Origin of the sequence: Porphyromonas pasteri (genome assembly GCF_014647755.1) — a bacterium.
Taxonomy (GTDB): Bacteria; Bacteroidota; Bacteroidia; order Bacteroidales; family Porphyromonadaceae; genus Porphyromonas; species Porphyromonas pasteri.
In genome coordinates this window covers 185,244-210,721 of the sequence record NZ_BMPU01000001.1, presented here as the reverse complement: position 1 = coordinate 210,721, position 25,478 = coordinate 185,244, and the positions used below count along the sequence as shown (strand labels likewise).

The window sequence follows — 25,478 nt, the reverse complement described above, 5'->3', positions numbered from 1 at the left end:
TAAAAGGAAGTACCTTAACTTCTCGGAAGAAGTATCTCTACTTCCTGCCGAATGTTATATCACTTTCGGTCAAATGTTATATTACTTTCAGTCGAATGTTATATTACTTTTGGTCAGAAGTTATATTACTTTCTACGGAGGGTTATATGACCCGCCCTGCGAGCGCCAATGACGTCCCTCTGAAAGGCATTTCACTCCCGACGCAAAGCCTTATTCCTTCCCGCCCGAAAAGGAGCCTTCGCGGGCGCCATCAAATTCGGCTCTCGGGCAGGAAATACAGAAATCTATTTGTATTTTTGTCTTAGTCTATAGCCGCGCTGTAGACACCCCCGCATCATTAGTGATACAATCATAGTATGGACTACAGAATCGAAAAAGACACCCTGGGTGAAGTCCAGGTGCCTGCAGACAAGCTCTGGGGAGCGCAGACCGAACGCTCTCGCAACAACTTCAAGATCGGTCAACCCGCATCTATGCCACTTGACATCATCCGTGGCTTCGCTTACCTCAAGAAGGGTGCCGCTTTCGCCAACCATGAGCTTGGCGTGCTGCCCGTAGAGAAGCGTGACCTCATCGCAGCTGTCTGTGATGAGATCCTCGCAGGCAAGCTCGACGACCAGTTCCCTCTCGTGATTTGGCAGACGGGCTCAGGTACGCAGAGCAACATGAACGTCAACGAAGTCATCGCTAATCGCGCACACCAGCTCGCTGGTAAGAAGATCGGCGAAGGCGAAAAGACGCTCCTCCCCAACGATGACGTCAATAAGTCTCAGTCATCCAACGACACCTTCCCCACCGGCATGCATATCGCTTGCTACAAGAAGGTAGTAGAAGTGACCCTCCCAGGCCTTCGCCAGCTCCAGAAAGCCCTCGACAAGAAGGCCAAGGAAATGGCAGACGTCGTGAAGATCGGCCGTACGCACCTCATGGACGCAACGCCTCTGACCCTCGGACAGGAGTTCAGTGGCTACGCTGCACAGCTGGCTTTCGGCATCCGCGCTCTGGAGAATACCCTTCCTCATCTTTCCGAACTCGCTCTCGGTGGTACTGCCGTCGGTACGGGTCTGAATACGCCTAAGGGCTATGATGTCGTAGTAGCTCGCCACATCGCAGAGTTCACTGGCCTGCCCTTCGTCACGGCTCAGAACAAGTTTGAAGCTCTCGCCTCTCACGATGCTATCGTAGAAGCTCACGGCGCACTCAAGCAGATCGCCGTTTCGCTCAATAAGATCGCCAATGACATTCGTCTTCTCGCTTCAGGTCCTCGTAGCGGTATCGGCGAAATCATCATCCCCGCCAACGAACCCGGGTCTTCTATCATGCCAGGTAAGGTCAATCCTACCCAGTGCGAAGCGATGACGATGGTCTGCGCTCAGGTCATCGGGAACGATGCTGCTATCGCTGTCGGCGGTATGCAGGGCCACTTCGAGCTGAATGTCTTCAAGCCTGTCATGGCAGCTAACTTCCTGCAGAGCGCACAGCTCCTCGGTGATGCCGCAGTATCCTTCGATATCCACTGCGTATCTGGTATCGAGCCCAACCACCCACGTATCAAGGAGCTTCTCAATAACTCCCTGATGCTCGTCACGGCTCTGAATACCCACATCGGCTACTACAAGGCTGCTGAGATCGCAAACGCTGCACACCGCAACGGTACTACCCTCAAGGAAGAAGCCCTTCGCCTCGGCTATGTCAGCGAAGAAGACTTCGACAAGTGGGTTCGTCCCGAAGATATGGTTCATCCCCTTGACTAAAGGCTGACCATTCACCCGTAAATAGAGAAGGGCGTGATGCTACCTGCATCACGCCCTTTCTTATGTTACGATCCGAAGTCCGATGGCTCGGAAGAGAAAGCTTACTTAGCCTCGAGCTGATGATAAGCCTCTCCTAAGAGGTCAATCAAGCTCGTCGCCGTGAGACTACGCTCCGAATAGCGCCCCGCATAAAGCTCTGCCGATAGCCCGACCAAGTGAAGGCCCAAGACTGCAGCTGTGATCGATTGGTAGCCTTGACCCAGAAGCCCTGCGACCACACCCACAAGGACGTTGGAAGCACCTTGAGTTTGGAGACCGGTATTTCCTGTTGTATCGAAGAAAGCGGCGCCAGTAGGAGTACATAGAGCAGAGTAAGTACCGCGCAGTATGATATAAATATCGCAGTCGCGAGCCAGCTCGAGGGCACGCTCCAGACGCTCACGATCGGAGCGGAAGTGACCAAGCATACGATCCAGCTCTTGATGCGAGGCGATCAAGATACTATTCTTAGGGAGCTTCTTCAGTAGTTTAAGATCACTTGAGAGCAGCGTGATCCCATCACCTTCAAAGAGGAAAGGACGCGAATGCGAGGGAGAGATCAATGCTTCCAATAAATGGAAAGCCGCTGAATCTAAGCCAAAGCCTTCCCCAACGACGACCGTCCGATAAGCATTTATTCCGGAGAGCAGATTCTGCACGTTGGATGGCGTGTAGACCGTGAGTTCGGGTAAGGCAAGAGATAGAGGGAGTGCCTCCTCTCCTGGGACTAAGGCATGGACCTCACTACAGCCCGCACGATAAACAGCTCGCGCAGACAGCAGAGTCTTACCAATATACCCCGGCATGCGTGCCAAGAGTAAGACTTTCTCACGTGGCTGCTCAATACTGAATCGAGGACGCTTCTGAAGAGCCAAGGAGAGGGCAGCGTCCTGCACGTGATAGTATGCCGTGTCAATATCCTGCTGAGCCTGTGGACTAATTCCCAACGACAGGCAAGACCAAGCTCCAACATAGGGATCATTCTCTCTAAAGAAGAATGCCAGCTTCGGGCTGTCAAAGGAGATTGTCCGCTCTGCTCGGATGACGTGCTCAAGCGTATTCCCCGAATTATCCTCAGCGAAGAGTCCCGAAGGGATCTCAATACTCACAATAGGAGCGGGGGCTGCGTTGAGGAAGTCAACCAGCGCCACGTAGCCATCCGAAAGAGGGGTCTGCAGGTCAACTCCGAAGAGCCCATCGATAATCAGGTCACCACTGGAGATACGCGGAGGAGCAAAGTCCGTAAATACCTCCTCTAGGCGGAAAGCATCCTGTGTCAGATGCTCACGAATAGCTTCACAATCAGGAGAAAGCTTGCCTCCACGATAGAAGAGGTAGGCAAAGACCGTATGCCCTCTACGTGAAAGTGTCTGGGCAATACTCAAGGCATAGGCGCCACAGCGACCTGCACCAGCAAAGACATAAATCGAGCGACCACCGAGAGAATAGTGGCGTAGGAGCTCTCGCTCAAAAGCTACAGCAGCACGCTCGATATGATCCTGCGCACTTAGCTTATCCAACTGAGCAGCCTGAGCATAGAGGATGTCCAGCTGCTTGCCCGAATAAATCTTCTGCATGAGAGTAGAGAAAGCTTATAAGTATATCCTATTGACTCGATGACTGCAGTTAGTCCATCGTCCCGCGAACGATACCACGCTCTGAGGTACGGACAAAGTCGAGGATAAGACTACGCTCGTAGCTCTCGGGGATCTCTTCCTCGATGACACGGAAAGCCTCACTATTGTTGAGCCCACGCTGGTAGAGCGTACGGTAGATATCGTTGATGCGGAAGATCTGCTCATTGGTAAAGCCACGGCGACGCAGCCCAACGATATTGATACCGCAGTAGACGATGGGGTCACGACCGATGAGTGTGTAGGGAGGGATATCCTTGTTCACGCGAGATCCCCCCTGGATCATGACGTGCTTAGAGATACGCACGAACTGATGGACGAGTGAGCCACCGCTGAGGATAGCATAGTCATCGACCTCTACTTCACCAGCCAGCTGGGTAGCATTACCGAGGATGACATGGTCACCAAGGACACAGTCGTGAGCGACATGTGAGTAAGCCATCAGGAGACAGTAGCTCCCGACGACCGTCTTACCGCGAGAAGCTGTACCACGATTGACCGTCACGCACTCGCGCACCATCGTGTGATCACCGATGATAGCGACACTGTCTTCACCGACGAACTTGAGGTCCTGAGGGATGCCAGCGATGACTGCACCCGAATGGATATGGCAATGCTTACCGAGACGAGCTCCGCTCTTGATGACGGCATGACTCTCGATGATACAACCCTCCCCGATCTCGGTATTCTCTTCGATGACGGCGAAGGGATGGATGATAACACCTTCACCCAGCTTAGCTTCAGGATGGACGCTTGCCAGTGGGCTTATATTAGGATGTGACATAGACATATATGCATATAGACAAGAGCCGCACACACCCGATCCTCTCATTTAGAGGTAAGGAGTGGCAGGCTCTTGTGGATGTATTTACTTATTCTTTGCGACCTGCGCCATGAACTCAGCCTCACAGACGAGCTTCTCGCCGACGAAAGCAAGACCACGCATGTTGGCTACACCACGACGGATCTCACCGAGCAGACGGAGCTTGAAGACAAGGGTATCACCAGGGACGACCTTCTGACGGAACTTCACGTTGTCAATCTTCATAAAGTAAGTCGAGTACTTCTCAGGGTCTTCGATTGTATTAAGTACCAAGAGACCACCGACCTGTGCCATCGCCTCCACCTGGAGAACACCTGGCATCACAGGCTCCGTGGGGAAGTGGCCTTGGAAGAAGGGTTCGTTGCCCGAAACACTCTTGATACCGACGATATAGTCCGTACCGATCTCGATGATCTTATCGACCATCAGGAAGGGATAGCGGTGTGGGAGGAGTTCACGAATACGGTTGACATCGAGAATAGGTGTCGCATTGGGATCGTAGAGAGGAGCCTGAGCTTCGTTGAGCTTAATATCCTTACGGATCTTAGCTCCCATCTCATTATTGATCTTATGCCCTGGGCAGTAAGCCAAGATACGACCACGGATAGGACGACCGATGAGTGCGAGGTCTCCAAGCACATCGAGGAGCTTGTGACGCGCAGGCTCATTGGGGAAGATGATAGGAGCATTATTGATATACCCAAGGGAGAGATCCGTACGACGTGTGACCTTCATAAGGTCACAGATCTTATCGAGGTTCTCCTGAGCCATAGGCTCGTCATAGATGACAAGCGCATTGTCCAGGTCACCACCCTTGATCAGATTATTTGCGAGAAGCATCTCTACTTCACGGACGAATACGAACGTACGGCAAGAAGCGATCTCCTTGTCGAAGTCAGCGAGGTCTTCAAGTGAAGCAAACTGATTGCTCAGCACAGGCGAGTCAAAGGAGATATGTACGTCGACACCGAACTTGCTATCGGGAAGCAGGACAATACGTGAGCGACCATCAGCCGATACGACCTCCTGACGACGCTTGACGATGTAGTGCTCTACTGGGAGATCCTGCTCTTCAAGACCAGCAGCATCAATACCCTCGACATAGAGACGAGCACTCCCATCAAGGATAGGGAACTCAGGCGCATTGACTTCGATGTAGCAGTTATCTACCCCCTTAGCGTAGAGAGCAGCCATTGCATGCTCTACCGTACTTACTGAGGCATCGCCCTTGACCAAGACAGTACCGCGCTCAGTACCCTTGACGAACTCAGAGAGTGCAGGGATTTCAGGAGTGCCTTCGAGGTCAACACGACGGATGACACGCCCCGTCCCAGCAGGAGCAGGGAGGAAAGTGATCTGAATATCAAGGCCTGTATGTAAGCCCTTCCCAGAGAGAGAGAAGGGAGCTTTTAATGTCTTTTGCTTAGTCATAATACTCGTGCTCTTATAGTTGTTGTTTGAGTTCTGCAAGTTCTTTCTCAAGTGCCTGTAGGCGGCGGTACATATCGGGAAGCTTAGGTTGGATGACGAAGCTACGCATCGCCTCGCGAAGTGGCATTCCGGGAGAGCCCATGAGAGCCGTACCCGAAGCTACATTGCCAAGTACACCTGTCTGCCCCGCCATCTCTACGCGATCACCGATAGTAAGGTGTCCACCGATACCGACCTGTCCGCCAAAGCGACACCACTTTCCCACTGCCGAGGAGCCAGCCAAGCCAACCTGCGAAGCCATCACAGTATGCTCACCGACCTCACAGTTGTGAGCTATCTGAATGAGATTATCCAGCTTGACCCCACGACTGATGACCGTATTATCCATGACAGCTCGGTCGATACACGTATTGGCACCGATCTCGACATCATCCTCTACTAAGACGCTACCCAGCTGCGGTATCTTATGATAGCCATCAGATTCGGGAGCAAAACCAAAGCCATCTGATCCAAGTACAGCACCTGCATGGATGATACAGCGCGCACCTACCTGTACTCCGTGATAGAGGGTAACCTGAGGATAGATCACCGTCCCCTCACCAAGCGTGACACCACGACCAATATAGGCGAAGGAGTGGACCTGACAGCCCCGACCAATCTTAGCTCCGGGCTCAATGACAGCAAAGGGAGCTACATAGACATCTTCACCCAGCTCTACATCATCAGCGATATGAGCCTTGGGCGAAATCCCTTGAAGACGAGGAGCACTCTGCTGCTCGACCAGCTGCATCAGCTGAGCTAAGGCAGCATAGGGATCCTCTACTCGGATGAGTGTCGAGGCAACAGGCTGCTTGGGAGCAAAGGTGTTTGCCACCAGCAAAATCGAGGCCTTCGTCGTGTAAGCAAAGGATTCGTACTTAGGGTTAGCCAAGAAGGCAAGATCACCCGGCTGAGCCGACTCGATCTTCCCGAAGTTCGAAACGAGGACGGAGGCATCACCTTCGATGACGCCTGAGATGAGGGGGGCTATCTGTGAGGCACTAAACTGCATATACGGTCTGTCTCGGACTGGGCTTAGGCCTCGATAAGCTTGTTCTTAATAAGGATCTCAGCCATCTGGCGACGTAGAGCCTCGGCTTCGGCTGCTGCGGCATTGGCGAAGGCCTCCGTATTGTCAGCATAGATGATGCTACGTGAGGCATTCACAAGGAGACCACATTGGCTATTCAGGCCAAAGCGAGCTACATCCTCGAGACTCCCGTTCTGCGAGCCAACGCCAGGGACCAGGAGGAAGGCATCAGGGACGATAGCACGTACACGCTCCAGCATATCAGCCTTGGTAGCACCGACGACATACATCAGCTGATCGCTATTGCCCCACTCGGTACTGGTACGTAGGACGCGCTCAAAAAGGGCTTCGTCACCGCCATTGATGGGGAGCATCTGGAAGTCTGAAGCTCCAGCATTGGAGGTAAGAGCAAGAAGGATCACCCAGCGCCCAGCATACTTGAGGAAGGGCAAGACGCTATCACTTCCCATATAAGGAGCTACGGTAAGCGCATCGACCTTGAGGTGCTCAAAGAAGCTGCGGGCATACATATCGCTCGTATTACCGATATCACCACGCTTAGCATCAGCGATGATGAACTGATCGGGATACTCTGACTGGATATAGGCCACGGTCTTCTCAAAGGCTTGCAAGCCGAAGGAGCCCATACTTTCATAGAAAGCGAGGTTGGGCTTGTAGGCTACGCACAGGTGTGCAGTAGCATCGATGATCCGCTTATTGAAGGCGAAGATGGGATCATCCTCGTCGAGGAGGAACTGAGGGATCTTACGGACATCCGTATCCAGCCCGACACAGAGGAAGGACTTCTTCCTCTTGATGTTCTCAAATAGTTCGTCTCTTGTCATAATCTCGGTATGCTATGGAGTTAGAAATAAGGAGGTAGCCCCCTTCTAACCTGTACTTATGATGATGTGTTAGAGGGCGGCTTCCTTCATTCGCTCGATATTCTCGGCGATGATAAGTTCGTCAATGATAGGTTGGATCTCACCCGACATGATGGCGGAGAGATTGTAGAGGGTGAGGTTGATGCGGTGATCGGTCACACGCCCCTGAGGATAGTTATAGGTACGGATCTTGGCTGAGCGGTCCCCCGTAGAGACCATCGTCTTACGACGTGCTGCGATCTCTTCATTATGCTTGGTAAGCTCGATATCATAGAGCTTCGTACGGAGCATCTGCATAGCCAGCTCTCGGTTTGCCAGCTGCGTACGCGCCTGCTGACAGACGACGACGATACCCGTAGGCTTGTGGGTCAGCTGGACCTTCGTCTCGACCTTATTGACGTTCTGCCCACCAGCACCACCTGAGCGAGCAGTCTGCATCTCGATATCGGCAGGATTAAGGACGACGTCTACCTCTTCAGCTTCTGGGAGCACAGCTACCGAAGCAGCGGAGGTATGCACACGTCCCTGAGTCTCAGTCTCTGGGACACGTTGCACACGGTGCACACCGCTCTCATACTTGAGGATCCCATAGACGCCATCTCCCGTGACCGTGAAGATGATTTCCTTGTAGCCCCCAGCAGTACCCTCGCTCATACTCGTAACCTCAGTAGTCCAGCCACGACCTTCGCAGTAGCGTACATACATCTTATAGAGGTCACCTGCGAAGAGAGCCGCTTCGTCACCGCCCGTACCTCCGCGGATCTCCATGACGACGTTCTTCGCATCCTCGGGGTCAGCGGGGATCAAGAGAAGCTTGATCTCCTCTTCGAGCGAAGGGATACGCTGCTCAGCCTCCTGCATCATCTCACGCGCCATCACACGGAGCTCTGGATCGCTCTCAGCCTCCAGTGTATCGCGCCCCTCCTGGATATTCCCGAGGAGGTTACGATATTCCTTACCCTTATCAAGGATGCGCTCCAGGTCACGATACTCCTTGCTGAGCTTCATGAAGCGCTTCTGATCGGCGATGATATCTGGTGCGGTGATAAGCGAAGTGATCTCTTGGAAGCGTATTTCCAAGCCTTCGATCCGGCTGAGCAGGTCGTTTTCCGTTGCCATTTAGGTCTATTGAGTAGCTATTATTCGTAGTTAAGCACTCCGAATGGGGAGTGGATAGTGAGGTGATTCTTCTCTGCAGCTTCGACACGCCCGATGATCTGGGCTGGTACCCCGAAGCTCTCGGAGATCTCGATGATACGGGCAGCATGTTCGGCGGAGACGTAGAGCTCCATACGATGGCCCATGTTAAATACCTTGTACATCTCGGCCCAAGGTGTACCGCTCTCCTTCTGGATCAACTCGAAGAGTGGTGGAATAGCGAACATATTATCCTTGATCACGTGCTTGCCTTCGACGAAGTGTAGCACCTTAGTTTGAGCACCACCGGAGCAGTGTACCATACCATGGATCTCAGGACGAAGCTCATCAAGGATCGCCTTGATGATCGGAGCATAGGTACGCGTAGGAGAGAGGATCAGGCGCCCCGCATCCAGTGGCGTACCAGCGATAGCTTCGGTAAGAGCCTTCGAGCCACTGTAGACCAACTCATCGGGCGTAGCAGCGTCGTAGCTCTCAGGGTAGCGCTTTGAGAGTGAGTGCTCCAGCACATCATGACGAGCAGAAGTCAGCCCATTGCTCCCCATCCCGCCATTGTAGGAGGTCTCATACGAGGACTGCCCGAAGGAAGCCAGCCCGACGATGACATCACCAGCCTGAATACGAGCATTGTCGATGACATCACTGCGCTTCATACGGCAGGTGACCGTACTATCTACGATGATCGTACGTACGAGGTCACCGACGTCAGCCGTCTCACCACCCGTGGCATAGACACCAATACCTTGAGCACGAAGCTCAGCAAGGAGCTCCTCTGTACCATTGATGATCGCAGCGATGACCTCACCAGGGATGAGATGCTTGTTGCGCCCAATCGTCGAGGAGACGAGGATGCCATCGACAGCCCCCACACACAGCAGGTCGTCGATATTCATGATCAGCGCATCCTGTGCTATACCCTTCCAGACAGAGAGGTCACCCGTCTCACGCCAATAGATGTAGGCCAGCGAAGACTTCGTGCCCGCACCATCTGCATGCATGATGTTACAATAGGCTTCATCTCCCCCGAGGATATCGGGGATGATCTTACAGAAAGCCTTAGGATAAAGGCCCTTGTCTACGTTGCGGATGGCAGCATGCACATCCTCCTTAGAGGCTGAGACGCCGCGCTGCATATAGCGCTCGTTCATAAGTTTGTCGGATCTGGTGCCGAGTGAAGGTTAGCGGAGGCGGAGCACATCCCCTTCCTCGGGGGCGTAGTCAGCATCCTTATTATTGAGTTTGTAGAGTCGATCAAGCCGGATACCATAGCGCTGGGAGATGTCATGCATCGAGTCCCCTACGCGGACGGTATAGGTAGTGTAGCGAGCAGAAGCCTCCTTGTTCTTTGGCTCAAGGTAGACGACGTCTCCCTCATTGAGAGGATAGTCCTCAGGAGTATCATTGTACTTAGCCAGCTTCTTTGCGGAGATCCCCATGTCTGCTGCGATACGCTCATAGGTATCGTTCTGGTCAGCGAGCACATAGAGGAGGCCATAGCTGATATAGGAGGGGCGCATAGGTCTGTCGTAGCTGCGCTGTGCCTCTGCAGGACGACGAGCAGGCGCAGGACGACCTGAGTACCACGTAGGATACTCGCCTCGGTCAAAGGCATAAAGCTCATAGTCTTCGATGACCTTGATCAGCATATTTGCATAGCCCTTATTCGTAGCATACCCACAGAGCTGCAAGCCCTTAGCCCAACCGCGATAGTCATCGTAGCGAAGAGCGAAGAGGCGCTGATAGCGACGCGCCTTGAGGAACTGGGAGTGGTCATCAAAGCTCTCCTTCGCCGAAGGGTAGCTACGGAAGCAGTCATTGGGGTTGTCATCTCGGTGGTAGGTACGCTTACCTGACCAGGTCGAGTGACACTTGATACCGAAGTGGTTATTGTGATCTCGGGCCAAGGTGCTCGTCCCTGCACCCGTTTCTATAAGCCCTTGGGCCAAGGTGATACTGGCAGGGATCGCATGACGACTCATCTGACGTCTGGCCTCGGCTTCGTAAGTGCGGATATAATCCATGAAGGTTGGCTTGCGTAGCACCTGGGCAAAAGCCTCAAGCCCCCCGAAGAGGAGAGCCACAGCAAGAGCCAAGCTCAGTCGATATATAACGGAATGGCTGATTCTCATCATTGTTGTACAGTGAACATTTACTTGTAGACCTTCCATATCTATACAATGGCTACAAGTAGTGGCAAAGATACGAATTATATAGCTATCCTTCGGAGCATATCTGCAGGCTCCAATATAGGGTCGTGGTATGAAACACTATTGAGCCCATTGCGCAAGGCCATCTCTTCACAGCTTGCACTTTCCTCCCTTGAACTTCTCAGCCTAAAGACTCCGATTTTCAAGGCAAGAAGGTACGAGCAATGAGAGGTAGATTTGCACGACATCCTCATATACATACTGATAAAAAGCACTTTGACATCAAACAAGCGTCTATGATAGTTCAAGAGAAAGAGCCTCTCCCCGCTGAAAAAGAAAGGGTGCAAATCGCAAGCGATTTGCACCCTTTTTCTATACCTAAGGGAATGAGGGTAATCCCCTACCCTTCGTCATAGGAGGAGGGTAAGGGCTTCGTCGGGGTGTGGATGGGAGGTGGGCTAAAAGCGCTGCCCTTCGCTGCTGGCCTTCTTGTTGCGGTAGGCTGCCTTGAGGGAATGGATGCGGTAGGAGACATTCAAGCCGACGCCCGAGAAGTCCTGCGCTTCGATCTCCTGCGCAAAGATGCCGGCCATCCTGCGTGTCTTGTAATGCTTGTTGTCAAGGAAGAGGTTCTGCAGGCTGAGGTCAAAGGTGAAGTTCCCGACCTCCTTGGATAGCATCAGGCTGTAGCTCCACTGAGCAGAGTACTCATTGAAGAGGTGATGCCTTCTACTTGAGTAGCTGGCGTCAGCGTTCACACTCCAGCCCTTCCCCAGCTCTACATAATGGCTTGTCGAGAGCTCCAGCATCGGGCGATCGAAGGTCAAGCCACTGTACTTGAGGAGCTGCTTTTGGAATCCCACCTCTATTGATGGAGAGTACGGACCGAATGAATCACTCCACTCCAGCCCCAGCGAGAGCGTCGAATAGCTGGGGATACTGATCACACGCTTGAGCACCACGTCGTCCTTAGTCTCGTGGCGGGCTAGCGCTGTGGTCGCCGTATTCCGAATGTAGTTATAGCTGGCGCTGAAGGAGAGCGTCTTGTACGTGCCGAGGAGCTGTAGGGCATCATTGGTCTCATTGAGTAGGAAGGGGTTGCCCTGCTGGTAGACGTACTGGTTCTCGATGAGAGTAAAGTTATTCAAGGACGAGTACGCTGGTCGGTTGAGGCTCTTACGATAAGAAAGGGTCGCTCTAAGGTCTTCCCCTGAATAAGACAGAGAGATACTGGGGCTCAGGAAGTGTGGAGAAGGCTTCTGACGAGCCATAAGCACGCCCCCTTGAGTATACGAAGAGGATTCGTATTCGTAGCGCAGACCAGCATACCATGCGAGGCCGAGCCACTGGGCTCTTACGTCGAAGAAGGAGGAGAGGAGTGTCTGCCCATTCTTGACCGTAGAGCCGGAGACATCCGTCGCTATACCCTGCTCCGTCTTCTGGAGCTCATTCCTATTGAAGCTCATCGTCACCTCGGCGCCGTAGCCTAGCTTCACTCCCTTGATGGGTGTCTGGAAGGACAGCATCAGCGAATTCATCGCATAGCGCTGCGTCCCTAGAGTCTTCACAGAGGCCGAAGTACCTACCTCGTCGTATACGGAGGACTTCGTCGCACTCCCCAGAAGGATCTCATCGGTGACATTCACACTCGTCGTCCCTATCTTCCCATTGTAATAGAGGCTAGAAGTGGATTTGTAGGGACGTGAATCTATTTGGGAGGTATAGGGAGTATTCAGGCGTACGATCCCGCTCTCCTTGTGGATCAGCCCCTCAGAAGCGACATCGAACTTCACAGCACTCACCTTGAGGTTGGAGACAAAGCCGATGTTCGTCTCCTTAGCTGGGGATATATTCAGACTTAAGCCACCCATGAAGAAGTCACTTCGGTTGGTCATATCCAAGGTGCTGGAGGTCTCCGACAGGCTCCCCCCTGCATTACGTAGGGCGTAGTAGTCTGTATTCCCGCTGGCTATAGCCGTGTGGCTGTAGCCCGCATTGAGGGTCCAATAAGTCCGAGCGCTAGAGTGAGCGACGTTGACTCCGGTATAGGTGCTGAGGCGATGCTGCAGGAGGGCGTATTGCGAAGCAGAGAGGCTGGTCATATTCTGCTTCTTGATCGTGTGGATCTTGATCACCGACTTCGTAGATGCCTTATACTGGGCTCCAGGGGTATTGATGACTTCGACACTCGCGATATCTTGGGAGCGTAGGTGCTTCAGGATACTTGCGTCCTGCACCCGCTGACCATCCAGGTAGAGGGTAGCCTCACCACCCGTGCCGAGCACCGAATAGGATCCGTCCGATCCCTGCACGAAGGGTATACGGTTCAGGAGGTTATCTATCGAACCGCTATTCCTGAGTGAAGGCACCGCCGAGACATTGGCAACGAATGCACCATCCTTCAGCTTGAAGGCTTTGCGCTTCGCCCGAACCGTCACATCCTGCAGCTGATTGGTCTGTACCTCTAAGATGAGCTCCGCACCTTCCCGAGGGTAGCGGCTGATAGGTCGCAGTAGATCCTCATAGCCGATGCAGGTCGCTCGTATCCACTGCGGGACTTTCCCTTGCTCCGTCGTGATCGAATAGCGCCCGAGCTCGTCGGTGACCCCACCAGCGATGAAGGAGGAGTCTTGCGCTAAGAGGACGATGTTGGCCAGGGGAATCGGCGTCTTGTCTTCGGACGAGATGGCCCGCCCCGAGTATATGATCTGCGAGAGTAGCGTGATCTGAGCGCAGAGGCAGCAGAGGACGATGGTGAATAGCTTCTTCATGGCTTAGCGGATTTACTTCACGTATCTCCCAGTCGCTACGGCATGGCTCTTGGGATCGAACTCCCTCTGGATATAGTACGCTGTCGAAATCATAGCGGAGATGTCGGCGGGTCGCCAAGCAGAGGTGTGGCTGAAAGGAGTTTTGCTATCCCGCCCCTGTAGGACATAGACAATGGCGATATCTCCGAAAGAATCCTTGACGATCACGCGATTCCTCCGCTTGATCACATAGACCCTCCGTAGAAATCCACACACTCCATCCATCGTCGGTGCACTCTCCGTTGCGGCATCAAGACCTATGCGGACCCAGCGCCCTGACTCGAAGTCGAGCTGATAGCTATACATATAGCCGACATAACGCTTACTATGAGTGCCCGTGCTCTTTACGAGGGTGAAGCTCGGCGAAGCAGCGATGATGGTATCCTGATCTGAATGGCATTCCTTGAGAATGGAGGCGATATACGCTGCCCGCTCCTTCGGTAGCGCTTCCTTGTTCAGCGCAAGTTGCTCCTCCTTGAGGTTCAGCACCGAGGTAGATACCTTGAAGACGGGCTGATCAGCGACCTTGATCGTGTTGGTGCTTGTGTCGAGGGTGGTTTGTGGGGCAAAGCAGAGCGCCCGCTGGCTACCGCATGAGGCGAGGGCGCTCACACAGAGACAGGCGAATAGACTATGAAGGCTTCTCTTCTTCATAATGGTGTCGTGAGTTATGGTAAGACGCTTGTGGTGTAGACTCGATGTCTACCACAAACTTAGTGAAATACATACATACAAGAAAGGCGCAAAGAAAGAGACCCCTGATGCACGGCTATTTGCATGCATCAGGGGGCTTGCTGACTATACTTGCGAGGGGAGGGATAGTATCAAGCCTTACAGTGTCGGGGTCTCTCTGGTGGGCGAATTGACTGTACGCGAGCTACTGCGCTTGATCTTATCTCCGCTGGAGAAGTGCCATGTCACGCTTAATTTGAGGCGTCTACGAGGAGACAAATCCGTACGCTCGAGCTCTGCAAAATCTGTTTTGACACGCATAACCGCTCTGTTATGAATGAGGTTGAGCACCCCAAGATTGATCTGTAGCTGATCATTCAGCAAGCTCATATAGACACCTGCATCTATATCATAGCGTAGCCCTACTTCATGGCTTAGATGCTTCTCTGCTGTCTGTCCAGTAGCCGATAGCGTTAGTCCCATTGTCTTACTCAATCTAAACTGCTGGGTGGCACTCCAGCCCAACCAAGCACTGGAGATAGTCTTACCAGGGCTCTTCTCTGTGTTGTGTCTCACAAAGACCCTATTATTAGTCTGCCAAAAGTCCGACACACTGGCTGTATAGGAGAGAGAAGCATAGTGCTGTAGACTCGTGCCACTATTCTCGGGTCTCGTGTACACCACATCTGGCTGCATGGGATCTCGATGAGCAAGCAGATGTATGATGTTCGCACCGCTTTTTAGCCTATAAGTCAGGATCCAATTGGGATTGATGTAGTAATTCGCCTCTACAGAATGAAAGGTTTCTTCCTTTAGATTTTGGTTACCTATGCTATACAGCTTCTCGTTTTGATAGACAGCCACAGGGCTATAGTAGCCATAATTAGGCAGCGAATAGTCTCGGCGATAAGCTATAGATATGCCAGACTGCTTCTTCGGGTTAAGCATGTATTGCAACTGGACATTGGGATACAGACCCGAATAACGGTTATTGATAGACGCAATCCGATTGAGATAATCGCTATACTTCATATCAGTTAGCTGATAGGTTAGCCCTACCTGAACGAATGCTCGCTGACCGATCAAGCGGCTGTACTCTATCCATGGGGCAAAGTCCCCTCCAGAGATCTGGAAGTCTTGTTGCTTTACTTGAGTGAGTATTGTGCTGGCGATACCCGACATTTCGTTTCTATCCCTCAGACGGCTAAAGCGAATCCCCAAGTTTACACTACTTCCCTTACTCGACTTCAGTTCTAAACGAGGCTCCACATAGAGGTAGGACAGCCTCTGCCTCAGTTCATTCTCTGTATGAGTATTGAGCTCATAGTCTATATGATCGCTATTGCTCTGACTGAGATACTCGACCTTGGTAGAGAAGGAAGAGTTTTTCCCGACATTCAGATTAGCTCGATAGAGCAAGCCCGCATTGCCTTCGACAAAAGAGCTTTGGGTCTTTTGTCTCAGACTGAGCATCTGCCCGTTGTGGTTCGTTTGATTGATGTGGTCCTTAATCAGATATAGCCCTCCATAAACTTGCAGGGATTGCGTCGGAGTAAGCTGATACTGTAGCCCCAAATTCTCGTGAAGAGCCAAGGACTCCTTATCCGAATGAAACTTTCGATCTACATGATGCGAGCCGTAGTTATCTTGACGCTTGTACCTTGTGCGATAATTCCCCAACCCCAGTTTAAGGTTGTTATATACAGATAGCTTACCAAACTGATATTGTAGCGTAGGAGTGAGGATGGCATCTACAAAACCCTCTCCATCTGCTTGTGCAGTCAAGCCAATTGCCCCAATAAGTCCCTCCTTCTGTCGAAGAGTTACACGCACGATACCTCCCTGGGCTTCTTGCCCAAAAGAAGCTCCAGCATTGGGTATCACCTCGATATGCTTCACCATACTGGTAGGGATGGAGCGTAATTGCTCGGCCGTAATCTTGCGATCTCCAAGATAGATGATGGTATGGTCTTTACCATTGACCAAGATGTTTCCGCTCAGCACCTCTACTCCCTGTATATAGCGTAGGGTCTCTATGAGGCTCTTCCCTTTAGCAATGGGATTACCTTGGATGCGCACAGTGAGATCCCCCGAGGGAGAACGCTTGACATAGGAGCTAAGCACGACGACCTCTGACAGTTCGGTGGCGTCACCCTCCAGTATGATATTACAGACCGACTGAGCTGCTATTGTGCGAGCCTTGTAGCCAATACACTTGGCGGTGAGTATATGCTCAGTCGCAGACAGCGCATCAAAAGCAAATCGCCCCTGGGCATCTGTCAGACAGCCAGCTACGAAGGTACTGTCCGCACGCTTACGAGCAATAACGTGGGCTAACTCAATAGGTTTCCCTTCAGCATCTACTACGGTGCCTTTGATAGTTTGGGCTAAGAGAATTTGCTCACTACAGAGGAGTACTACGAGGAGTAGGAAGCATTTAGTTAGAGTCTTCATGGTGTTCAATTTTCTTTTGCAGACAATCTGTTGTGTTGGGGGCTGTTTGCGGGGCAAGGCAGAGCGCCTGCTGAGCTCCGTATGAGGCGAGAGTGCTCATACAGAGACAGGCGACATAGACTATGAAGGGCTTGCTTCTTCATAAGGGTATCGTGAGTTATGGTAAGACGTTTGTGGTGTAGACTCGATGTCTTCAGATTCAGTTGTCTACCACAAACTTAGTAAAATACATGCATACATACATACATACATACATACAAGAAAGGTGCAAAGAAAGAGCCCCTGATGCATGTAAATAGCCATGTATCAGGGGCTTACTTTCTATACTCGTGGAAGGAACGAATACATACCACTACTTGCTTGTAGTGCAAACCAATAGTGGTACGGGGGATAACCAATAGTGGTTCGTGAGTCAACCACTATTGGTCACTACTATGAACCTATAGTGGTTCGCGCGTCGACCAATACTGGTCGCCCCGCTGACCTATATTGGGGTTGTTGCTCCACGTAGGGATAAAAGTTGTGGACGAGCGGCAGATAAGTTTGGACTACGTACGTAGCTCTAATATCTACGTACGTGGATATTTGGATTTACGTACCTGGTCTTTAAGACTACGTGCATAGACAGAGGAAAACCACTACAGGAAGGCGCTTTTTTCTTCACGAGAATGGTACTTTTTCCTCCGCTGGATAAGAGGAATATTCGCGATAAGACGAAGGGCTTGCGTATCACTTCGGAGAGGTATATCGGGGAGCTGGGCGTGCGATGTCTTAGCACAATAAGTAGAGGACAGGACTCGCGGCAACAGCCTCCTATTGGTATGGGGTCTTCACCACTATAGCTTCACCACTAAAGCAATATAAGTATGGGGTGCGTACCACTATTGGTACGCACCCCATACTTATATCGGAACAAAGTCCCTATTGCTGGATGTAAGCAATTATCTCCTCCCAGGCATCGGGATGAAACCACCGTATCTCGGGATCACGTCGCCACCAAGAGAGCTGCTTGCGAGCGTAGTGCCGGCTGTTTCGCTGAATAAGTCGTACCGCCTCGACAAAGTCAATCTCGCCATCAAAGTAGGAGAAGAGCTCCTTGTAGCCCACGGTGTTGAGCGCATTAAGGCTACGAAGCGGATAGACTCGCTGGGCCTCCTCCACCATACCCGCCTCAATCATCAGCTCGACGCGCTTATCAATTCGCTCATAGAGCTCCTCGCGATCTCGAGTAAGCCCAACCTTGACAATACGGAAGGGACGAGCTTTCTGCTGCCCCGTATGGAAAGAGGAGAAGGGGCGCCCTGTAGCAAGACACACCTCATAGCCATGGAGCACACGCTTATAGTTCTTCGGATCAACCGCCTTGTAATAGACTGGATCCAAGAGATGCAGCTCCGCAAGGATTCCGTCAAGCCCTTCCGCGGCATAGCGTTCCCAGACAGCTGAACGGACTTCCTCTGGCACATCTGGCATACTATCAATTCCCTTCGTGATAGCATCGACATACATCATAGAGCCTCCGGAGAGAAGTGCGGAGGAAGAAGAACTTTCAGCAAAGACTTGGGGCAAGAGCTCCAGGACTTCACTCTCGAAGGTAGCGGCACTATATGGCTCTGTGACCGACCTTGTCCCGACAAAATAATGAGGCACAGCAGCCCGCTCCTCATCGGAGGGGGCTGCTGTGCCTATAGGGATCTCACGGAAGATCTGCCGAGAGTCTGCCGAGAGGATGCTGCAACTGAAGTATCGCGCGAGGCGAATACTAAGCGCCGTCTTGCCTACCCCTGTGGGGCCAACAAGCACGATAAGTGTAGGGAGATCCTCCTGCTTAGTAGAGGCTCTCTGCATCGGCGATGTCGAAGCCTTCAAGGTCGATATCCCCTTCATCGACGGATTCGTCGGAGAAGAGTTCGTCATCCCATGGCTCACCCGTAGCGGGCGTTGCCAGACGGGAAGCTGCTACCTCAATGCTCTCCAGCTGCTTAGGAGCCTTACCCTCAGCCTTTGTGACGACAGGCTTATCAAGACTCTTGCCTGGGATTAGCTCTGCCAGCTCGATAAAGAAGCCACGCTCGCTCAGCATATCGAAGACAAAGAAGAGGTGCTGTCCCTTATGATCCAGCAGATCTTCCAGACGCGTGTCGGCCATCAGGTAACTATCCTCATCCGAAGAAGCTCCCATATCCATCATCGTGATCTCAAGCTCCTTCTGCCACTCCTCATCACAGATGTGGAAGGTCGTCAGCTCGTCGCGAGCATAGCCCAGCGAGTCAAGGATAAAGTCGTTCAACTCAAGGAAGGTGGCTTCGGAGTCGATCTGAAGCTCTCTCTTGAAGAAGTCATTCTCATCGGAGAGCATTAATAGGCGATATACCATAAGTCTAAGGGATTAGGCTACTTCGTCGGGGTTACAAGGCTGAGATAAAGCTCATCAAGCTGCTCTTGATCGATCAGCGAAGGTGCATCGATCATCACATCACGCCCAGCATTATTCTTGGGGAAGGCGATGCAGTCACGGATGCTATCCAGCCCTGCGAAGAGGGAGACAAAGCGATCCAAGCCATAGGCCAGACCACCATGGGGAGGTGCACCATACTTGAAGGCATTCATAAGGAAGCCGAACTGCTCCTGTGCCTTCTCGGGAGTGAAGCCTAAGAGGTCGAACATACGTGCCTGCAGCTTGCTGTCGTGGATACGGATCGAGCCGCCACCGACTTCTACACCATTGATGACCATGTCGTAGGCATTGGCACGCACTGCCCCAGGATCCGTCTCGAGCATAGGGATATCCTCAGGCTTGGGTGATGTGAAGGGGTGGTGCATAGCGTAGAAGCGCTGAGTCTCTTCATCCCACTCGAAGAGGGGGAAGTCAACCACCCAGAGGCAGGAGAACTTTGTCTTATCGCGGAGGCCAAGCTGATTGCCCACTTCAAGGCGAAGCTCGCAGAGCTGCTTACGCACCTTCATCGCATCATCACCCGAGAGGATGAGGATCAGATCACCAGGCTTGGCCTGCATCGCACGTGCCAGCTCCTGCAGCGTCTCCTGACTGTAGAACTTGTCGACACTACTCTTGACCGTGCCATCAGCTTCGACACGAGCATAGACCATACCCTTAGCACCGATCTGCGGACGCTTGACGAAGTCTGTCAGAGCATCAAGCTGCTTACGCGTATAGCCAGCAGCACCCTCAGCGCAGATACCTCCGATATAAGCGGCATCATCGAAGACGGAGAAGCCATGACCCGAGAGCACATCCTTGAGCTCGACGAACTCCATACCGAAACGTGTATCCGGCTTATCAGAGCCATAGCGCTTCATCGCATCGTGCCAGCTCATACGAGGGAAGGGCGTCTGGATATCGAGATCGAGCAGCTCCTTGAAGAGATAGCGGGTCATACCCTCGAAGATCGTCAGCACATCTTCCTGCTCAACGAAGCTCATCTCACAGTCGATCTGAGTGAACTCAGGCTGGCGGTCCGCACGAAGATCCTCGTCACGGAAGCACTTGACGAGCTGGAAATAGCGGTCAAAGCCACTAACCATCAGCAGCTGCTTGAAGGTCTGAGGAGACTGGGGCAGTGCGTAGAACTGGTTAGGGTTCATACGAGAGGGCACGACGAAGTCGCGGGCACCCTCTGGCGTAGACTTAATGAGGACAGGCGTCTCTACTTCGAGGAAGCCCTGACCATCAAGATAGCGGCGCACGGCGAGAGCAAAGCGGTGACGCAGCTCAAGATTGGAGCGTACGCAGCTACGACGCAGGTCGAGGTAGCGGTACTTCATACGCAGGTCGTCCCCACCATCGGTATCGTCTTCGATAGTGAAGGGAGGCACCTCTGCGGGATTGAGTACGCGCAGCGTCTTGACCGAGATCTCGATATCCCCCGTAGGGAGCTTAGGATTCTTATTCTCACGCTCAGTGACCTCACCCGTGATCTGGATGACGTACTCACGACCGAGCTTCTCAGCCTCAGAGACGAGAGCCTCGCCTACGTGAGCCTCATTGAAGACGAGCTGAGTGATACCATAGCGGTCACGAAGGTCGATGAAGGTCATCCCGCCCATACGGCGTGCCTTCTGGACCCAGCCAGCGAGCGTCACCTGCTCCCCGACATTACTGAGGCGCAGGGCGCCACAGGTAGTAGTGCGATACATATATTCTTTTTCCTTGATCGGTAGCCAGCCAAAGGCCTGCACACCGAGTGATAAGTGCTTGTTCTCTCTACAAAAATACAAAAGATTACGGGGGATTTATAGCGCAGGTAATAGATAGAGAGCAGTAAGGCTCCATCGCATGATCCTCCACCCAGAGCGAAGCACCATAGCTATACCTTAGTATAGGGGACTATAAAAGCAATGCGAGTAGAAGTGGATTCACTTCTACTCGCATTACATTCAGTCGGGATGACTGGATTCGAACCAGCGACCACTCGCCCCCCAGACGAGTACTCTAACCGGGCTGAGCTACATCCCGAATGCTCTTGGAGACTTACCACGTGGGCTTTGTCCCTTTTGCGCTGCAAAGATAAGGAGAAGGTGGCTAACTACCAAATGTCTCGCGAAGAAAATCAAGCCCTTCCTTAATAACTCCCTCATCCGCAACCTCTACCGCCTCGATATTTCCAGGCTCGATGACGCCCATGAGCGTGATGGTCCCTGCAGAGTTCTTCTTATCATGCCGCATAAGGCGCAGCAGTTCGGGGTAATCCTTGCAGGTATAGAAGAAGGGCGAGTAGAGCTCACGGGCCAAGGTCATCAGCTGTCGGATGTACTCCTTGCTCGTCCCACGCTGGCACATCGTGATATAGCTCTCGATGAGTAGTCCAAAGACGACGGCCTCACCATGTGGGAGCGTGCGGCGAAATTCATTCTGATGCGAGTAGGCCTCCAGTGCATGCCCTACCGTATGCCCGATATTTAGGATACGACGAAGCCCACGCTCCGTAGGATCAGCCTCCACAACGGAAGTCTTGTAGGCAATACTCTTCTCAATGAGGGCCTGCCATTCGTCATCCATGAGGCCAACCGGGTCGCCAATATGGCAGACCTCTCGCCAGGCCTCTCCGCCCATAAGGGTGGCATGCTTGACGACCTCACCATAGCCTGAGAGGAGTTCCTCCAAGGGGAGGGTGCGCAGGAAGTCAATATCGACGATGACCTCATGGGCCGGGTGGAAGGAGCCAATAAGGTTCTTTACCCCGAGGAAGTCAATCGCAGTCTTTCCCCCTACTGAGGCATCGACCATCGCCAGCAGTGTCGTTGGCACATAGACCGTCGCTATGCCACGCATATAGGTCGAGGCGGCTAAGCCTCCTAAGTCAAGCAGGGCTCCCCCACCGATGAGGACGAGGGCACTACGACGAGTAGCCCCCTCTTCACTGAGCCAAGTCCATAGGAGCCCCAGCGACTCCGTCGTCTTGCACTCCTCGCCACCTCGCAGCGTACGACATATAGCCTCGGGAAGTGCGGACTGCAGCTGAGGAAGAAGGTCAGGATGGAGCTCTGCGACACGCTCCTCCAGGACCAAAAAGAGTCGATCGCAAGCCAGCCCCTCAGCGACTGAGGGGAGCTTGCGATCGAGTATCTGTGTACCGATGATCATCCGTACAGGGGTAGGCTTATGCCTTCAGCTCCATAGTGGAGAGGAGCTCTTCGACAGCAGCGTTGAGTCCATCGACGTTCTTACCACCTGCCGTAGCGAAGTGAGGCTGACCGCCACCACCGCCCTGGATATGCTTGGCAGCAGCACGGAGGAGCTGTGAAGCGTTCCAGCCTCTTGACTCTACCAGATCCTTGCTGATCATCAGCGTCAGGCTGGGCTTAGAAGAGCTGGGCTCTACGCAAGCAGCGATGAAGACGAAGGGCTCGTGCAGCTCACCTGCGATCTGGAAGGCGATATCCTTCACGATCTCAGCGGGGACCTCCTTCTCGATGAGGAAGAGGCGGACACCACCGACCTCGACACGCTTCTCCAGCAGCTGACGCTTCTTCTCAGCGATCTGCTCACGGATGTACTCCCCTACCTGCTTGCCGAGCTCGGCATTCTCCTCAAGGGTCTTACGGATAGCCGTCTTCAGCTGGGGGCTATTATTGAAGAGCTGGCGGATAGCATCGATCATATCAGCCTGCTCATAGAGGTAGTTCTCAGCGGCTGCACCCGTGACAGCCTCGATACGGCGTACACCTGCAGCTACGGAGGACTCACTCGTGATGCGTAGCGTACCGATCACACCCGTAGAGGCAACGTGCGTACCCCCACAGAATTCGGTCGATGAGCCAAAGCGGATGACGCGGACGTGATCCCCATACTTCTCACCGAAGAGAGCCATAGCCCCCATCTCGCGAGCTTCGTCAATGGGCACTTCGCGGTATTCCTGCAGAGGGATGCAGGCACGGATACGTGCTGCGACGATACGCTCGACAGCACGGAGCTGCTCAGGCTCTACCTTCGCAAAGTGAGCGAAGTCGAAGCGCAGGACTTCATCAGAGACGAATGACCCCTTCTGCTCGACGTGCGAGCCGAGGACTTCACGCAGAGCCTCATGCAGGAGGTGCGTAGCAGAGTGGTTAGCCTCGATACGATGACGACGCTCTTCGTCAACCACGGCACGGAAGTCACCCTCTAGCGTAGCGGGGAGCTTCTTCATCAGGTGGATAGCGAGGTTATTCTCACGCTTGGTATCAAAGACTTCGTACTTCGTGCCATCGGCAGCGATGAGGAAGCCCTTATCACCTACCTGACCACCCATCTCAGCATAGAAGGGAGTCTCAGAGAGGACGACCTGATAGAAGGTAGCATTCTTCTGCTTCACCTCACGATAGCGGAGGATCTCCGTGGTACACTCGAGGGTATCATAGCCGACGAAGCGTACAGCAGAGCCATCATTGACGACCTGCCAGTCACCAGCATCGATAGCAGCGGCATTACGTGCACGCTCCTTCTGCTCCTGCATAGCCTTGTCAAAGCCGGCTTCATCGACGCTCAGCCCCTGCTCAGTGAGGATCAGTGCGGTCAAGTCAAGGGGGAAGCCGTAGGTATCATAGAGGACGAAGGCATCATGCCCATCAAGGACGGTCTTACCGACCTTCTTTGCTTCCTCGATCTGCTTATCCAAGAGACGGATACCCGTCTCCAGTGTGCGCAGGAAGCTCTCTTCCTCCTCACGCATCACCTTAGCGATGAGCTCGCGACCAGCGATGAGCTCGGGGTAAGCATCGCCCATCGTCTCGATGAGTACGGGCAGGAGGCTGTACATAAAGGCCTCACGACGGCCGAGGAAGGTGTAGCCGTAGCGGACAGCACGGCGTAGGATACGGCGGATGACATAGCCCGCCTTAGCGTTGGAGGGGAGCTGACCGTCGGTGATAGCGAAGGCAATCGTACGGATGTGGTCGGCGATGACGCGCATAGCGACATCCGACTTCTGGTCAGCCCCATATTCGATCCCCGTGAGCGTGGCGATAGCCTGGATCATCGGGGTGAAGATATCGGTATCATAGTTCGACGTCTTCCCCTGCATAGCCATACAGAGACGCTCGAAGCCCATCCCCGTATCGATGACGCGCTTAGGCAGTGGCTCGAGAGAGCCATCGGCCTTACGGTTGTACTGCATAAAGACGAGGTTCCAGATCTCGATGACCTGAGGGTGACTCTGGTTGACCAGCGTGAGGCCATCGACAGCCTTACGCTCTTCATCAGAGCGGATGTCGATATGGATCTCGGAGCAAGGGCCGCAAGGACCTTGATCACCCATCTCCCAGAAGTTGTCGTGCTTATTCCCATTGATGATGCGCTCGGCTGGCAGGTGCTTGGCCCAGATAGCAGCAGCCTCGTCATCACGCTCAAGGCCTTCGGCAGGAGCCCCTTCGAAGACCGTCACATAGAGACGCTCGGGGGAGAGGTGAAGTACCTCCGTCAAGTATTCCCAAGCCCAGTCAATAGCTTCGTGCTTGAAGTAATCCCCGAAGGACCAGTTCCCAAGCATCTCAAACATCGTGTGGTGGTACGTATCATGGCCCACCTCCTCGAGGTCGTTGTGCTTACCGCTTACGCGAAGGCACTTCTGTGAGTCCGCCACGCGGCTATGCTTGATCTCGGCATTACCGAGGATGATATCCTTGAACTGGTTCATCCCTGCGTTCGTGAACATCAGGGTAGGGTCGCCCTTGACTACCATCGGAGCTGATGGCACGATCGTGTGGCCCTTACTTTGGAAGAAAGACTTATATGACTCGCGAATCTCTTTAGAGGTCATTGTGTCGTTGTTGCTTACTATTATATGATACTTTATTTGTCCCGCAAAGGTACGCTATTTATAGGTAGTGTAGAAGCCCTACCCCACGAGAGCTCTTTGCTCTCCAGCTCCACACATAGATAGAGCATAGATAGAGAGAGAATGTACGCGCGCGAGGGGAAGCACCCTCATCGAGAATCACTTCGTTGCAATGGGGATTGCATACCACCGCTATACTGTCCCCCTTCGCAACCTATATTGGAGGCTGTTGCATTAGAGCCCTACTTTCTATTTAGAGTGCTAAGGCATCGATGCCCAGCTCCCCGATATACCCTCTCCAAAGAGATACACAAGCCCTTCGCCTTA

17 protein-coding genes and 1 tRNA gene are annotated in these 25,478 nt (G+C 53.0%); 1 reads left to right on the top strand and 17 read right to left on the bottom strand.

Going from position 1 to position 25,478, the window contains the following annotated elements; genetic code table 11:
* Positions 1-356: 356 nt before the first annotated feature.
* The gene (fumC, locus tag IEX77_RS00865) at positions 357-1,754 is read left to right on the top strand and encodes a class II fumarate hydratase (protein ID WP_009433143.1); all 1,398 of its coding nucleotides are present in this window, start codon (positions 357-359) and stop codon (positions 1,752-1,754) included.
* A gap of 101 nt (positions 1,755-1,855) precedes the next feature.
* Here fumC and IEX77_RS00860 read toward each other — a convergent pair whose 3' ends face one another.
* From IEX77_RS00860 to alaS, 17 genes are all read right to left on the bottom strand, one after another.
* A complete protein-coding gene (locus IEX77_RS00860; protein ID WP_188807285.1) occupies positions 1,856-3,370 on the bottom strand; it encodes an NAD(P)H-hydrate epimerase in 1,515 nt (504 codons plus the stop codon).
* A gap of 49 nt (positions 3,371-3,419) precedes the next feature.
* On the bottom strand, positions 3,420-4,211 hold the full coding sequence (lpxA, locus tag IEX77_RS00855; RefSeq protein ID WP_188807283.1) for an acyl-ACP--UDP-N-acetylglucosamine O-acyltransferase: 792 nt from the start codon (positions 4,209-4,211) through the stop codon (positions 3,420-3,422).
* An 84-nt stretch (positions 4,212-4,295) separates the two neighbouring features.
* On the bottom strand, positions 4,296-5,681 hold the full coding sequence (locus tag IEX77_RS00850; RefSeq protein WP_188807281.1) for a bifunctional UDP-3-O-[3-hydroxymyristoyl] N-acetylglucosamine deacetylase/3-hydroxyacyl-ACP dehydratase: 1,386 nt from the start codon (positions 5,679-5,681) through the stop codon (positions 4,296-4,298).
* A gap of 13 nt (positions 5,682-5,694) precedes the next feature.
* Positions 5,695-6,732 (bottom strand): UDP-3-O-(3-hydroxymyristoyl)glucosamine N-acyltransferase, encoded by a 1,038-nt coding sequence (gene lpxD, locus IEX77_RS00845; protein WP_188807279.1) that lies wholly within the window; start codon positions 6,730-6,732, stop codon positions 5,695-5,697.
* 23 nt (positions 6,733-6,755) lie between these two features.
* Positions 6,756-7,595 (bottom strand): orotidine-5'-phosphate decarboxylase, encoded by an 840-nt coding sequence (gene pyrF, locus IEX77_RS00840; protein ID WP_188807277.1) that lies wholly within the window; start codon positions 7,593-7,595, stop codon positions 6,756-6,758.
* A gap of 69 nt (positions 7,596-7,664) precedes the next feature.
* Entirely contained in the window at positions 7,665-8,753 is a 1,089-nt protein-coding gene (gene prfA / locus IEX77_RS00835; protein ID WP_188807275.1) for a peptide chain release factor 1, read from the bottom strand.
* Positions 8,754-8,773: 20 nt separating this feature from the next.
* Positions 8,774-9,925 (bottom strand): AIR synthase related protein, encoded by a 1,152-nt coding sequence (locus IEX77_RS00830; RefSeq protein ID WP_060936229.1) that lies wholly within the window; start codon positions 9,923-9,925, stop codon positions 8,774-8,776.
* A 45-nt stretch (positions 9,926-9,970) separates the two neighbouring features.
* Positions 9,971-10,924, bottom strand: a complete 954-nt coding sequence (locus IEX77_RS00825) for a glucosaminidase domain-containing protein (protein WP_373287866.1) — start codon at positions 10,922-10,924, stop codon at positions 9,971-9,973.
* Positions 10,925-11,397: 473 nt separating this feature from the next.
* On the bottom strand, positions 11,398-13,710 hold the full coding sequence (locus tag IEX77_RS00820; RefSeq protein WP_229770758.1) for an outer membrane beta-barrel protein: 2,313 nt from the start codon (positions 13,708-13,710) through the stop codon (positions 11,398-11,400).
* 12 nt (positions 13,711-13,722) lie between these two features.
* Complete coding sequence (locus tag IEX77_RS00815) at positions 13,723-14,403, bottom strand: hypothetical protein (RefSeq protein WP_188807273.1); 681 nt, start codon at positions 14,401-14,403, stop codon at positions 13,723-13,725.
* A 177-nt stretch (positions 14,404-14,580) separates the two neighbouring features.
* A complete protein-coding gene (locus IEX77_RS00810) occupies positions 14,581-16,875 on the bottom strand; it encodes a TonB dependent receptor (RefSeq protein ID WP_188807271.1) in 2,295 nt (764 codons plus the stop codon).
* Positions 16,876-17,796: 921 nt separating this feature from the next.
* Positions 17,797-18,723: a tRNA (adenosine(37)-N6)-dimethylallyltransferase MiaA gene (gene miaA / locus IEX77_RS00805; RefSeq protein ID WP_188807269.1), complete on the bottom strand. Its 927-nt coding sequence runs from the start codon at positions 18,721-18,723 to the stop codon at positions 17,797-17,799.
* Entirely contained in the window at positions 18,704-19,252 is a 549-nt protein-coding gene (locus IEX77_RS00800; RefSeq protein ID WP_044114248.1) for an IS1096 element passenger TnpR family protein, read from the bottom strand. The genes miaA and IEX77_RS00800 overlap by 20 nt, the downstream gene beginning before the upstream one ends.
* 17 nt (positions 19,253-19,269) lie before the next feature.
* Positions 19,270-21,033, bottom strand: a complete 1,764-nt coding sequence (gene aspS, locus IEX77_RS00795; RefSeq protein ID WP_188807267.1) for an aspartate--tRNA ligase — start codon at positions 21,031-21,033, stop codon at positions 19,270-19,272.
* A gap of 244 nt (positions 21,034-21,277) precedes the next feature.
* Positions 21,278-21,352: transfer RNA gene (locus IEX77_RS00790), tRNA-Pro, on the bottom strand.
* A gap of 66 nt (positions 21,353-21,418) precedes the next feature.
* A complete protein-coding gene (gene aroB / locus IEX77_RS00785; protein ID WP_188807265.1) occupies positions 21,419-22,480 on the bottom strand; it encodes a 3-dehydroquinate synthase in 1,062 nt (353 codons plus the stop codon).
* Between the two features lie 16 nt (positions 22,481-22,496).
* Positions 22,497-25,133 (bottom strand): alanine--tRNA ligase, encoded by a 2,637-nt coding sequence (alaS, locus tag IEX77_RS00780; RefSeq protein ID WP_188807262.1) that lies wholly within the window; start codon positions 25,131-25,133, stop codon positions 22,497-22,499.
* Positions 25,134-25,478: the final 345 nt, after the last annotated feature.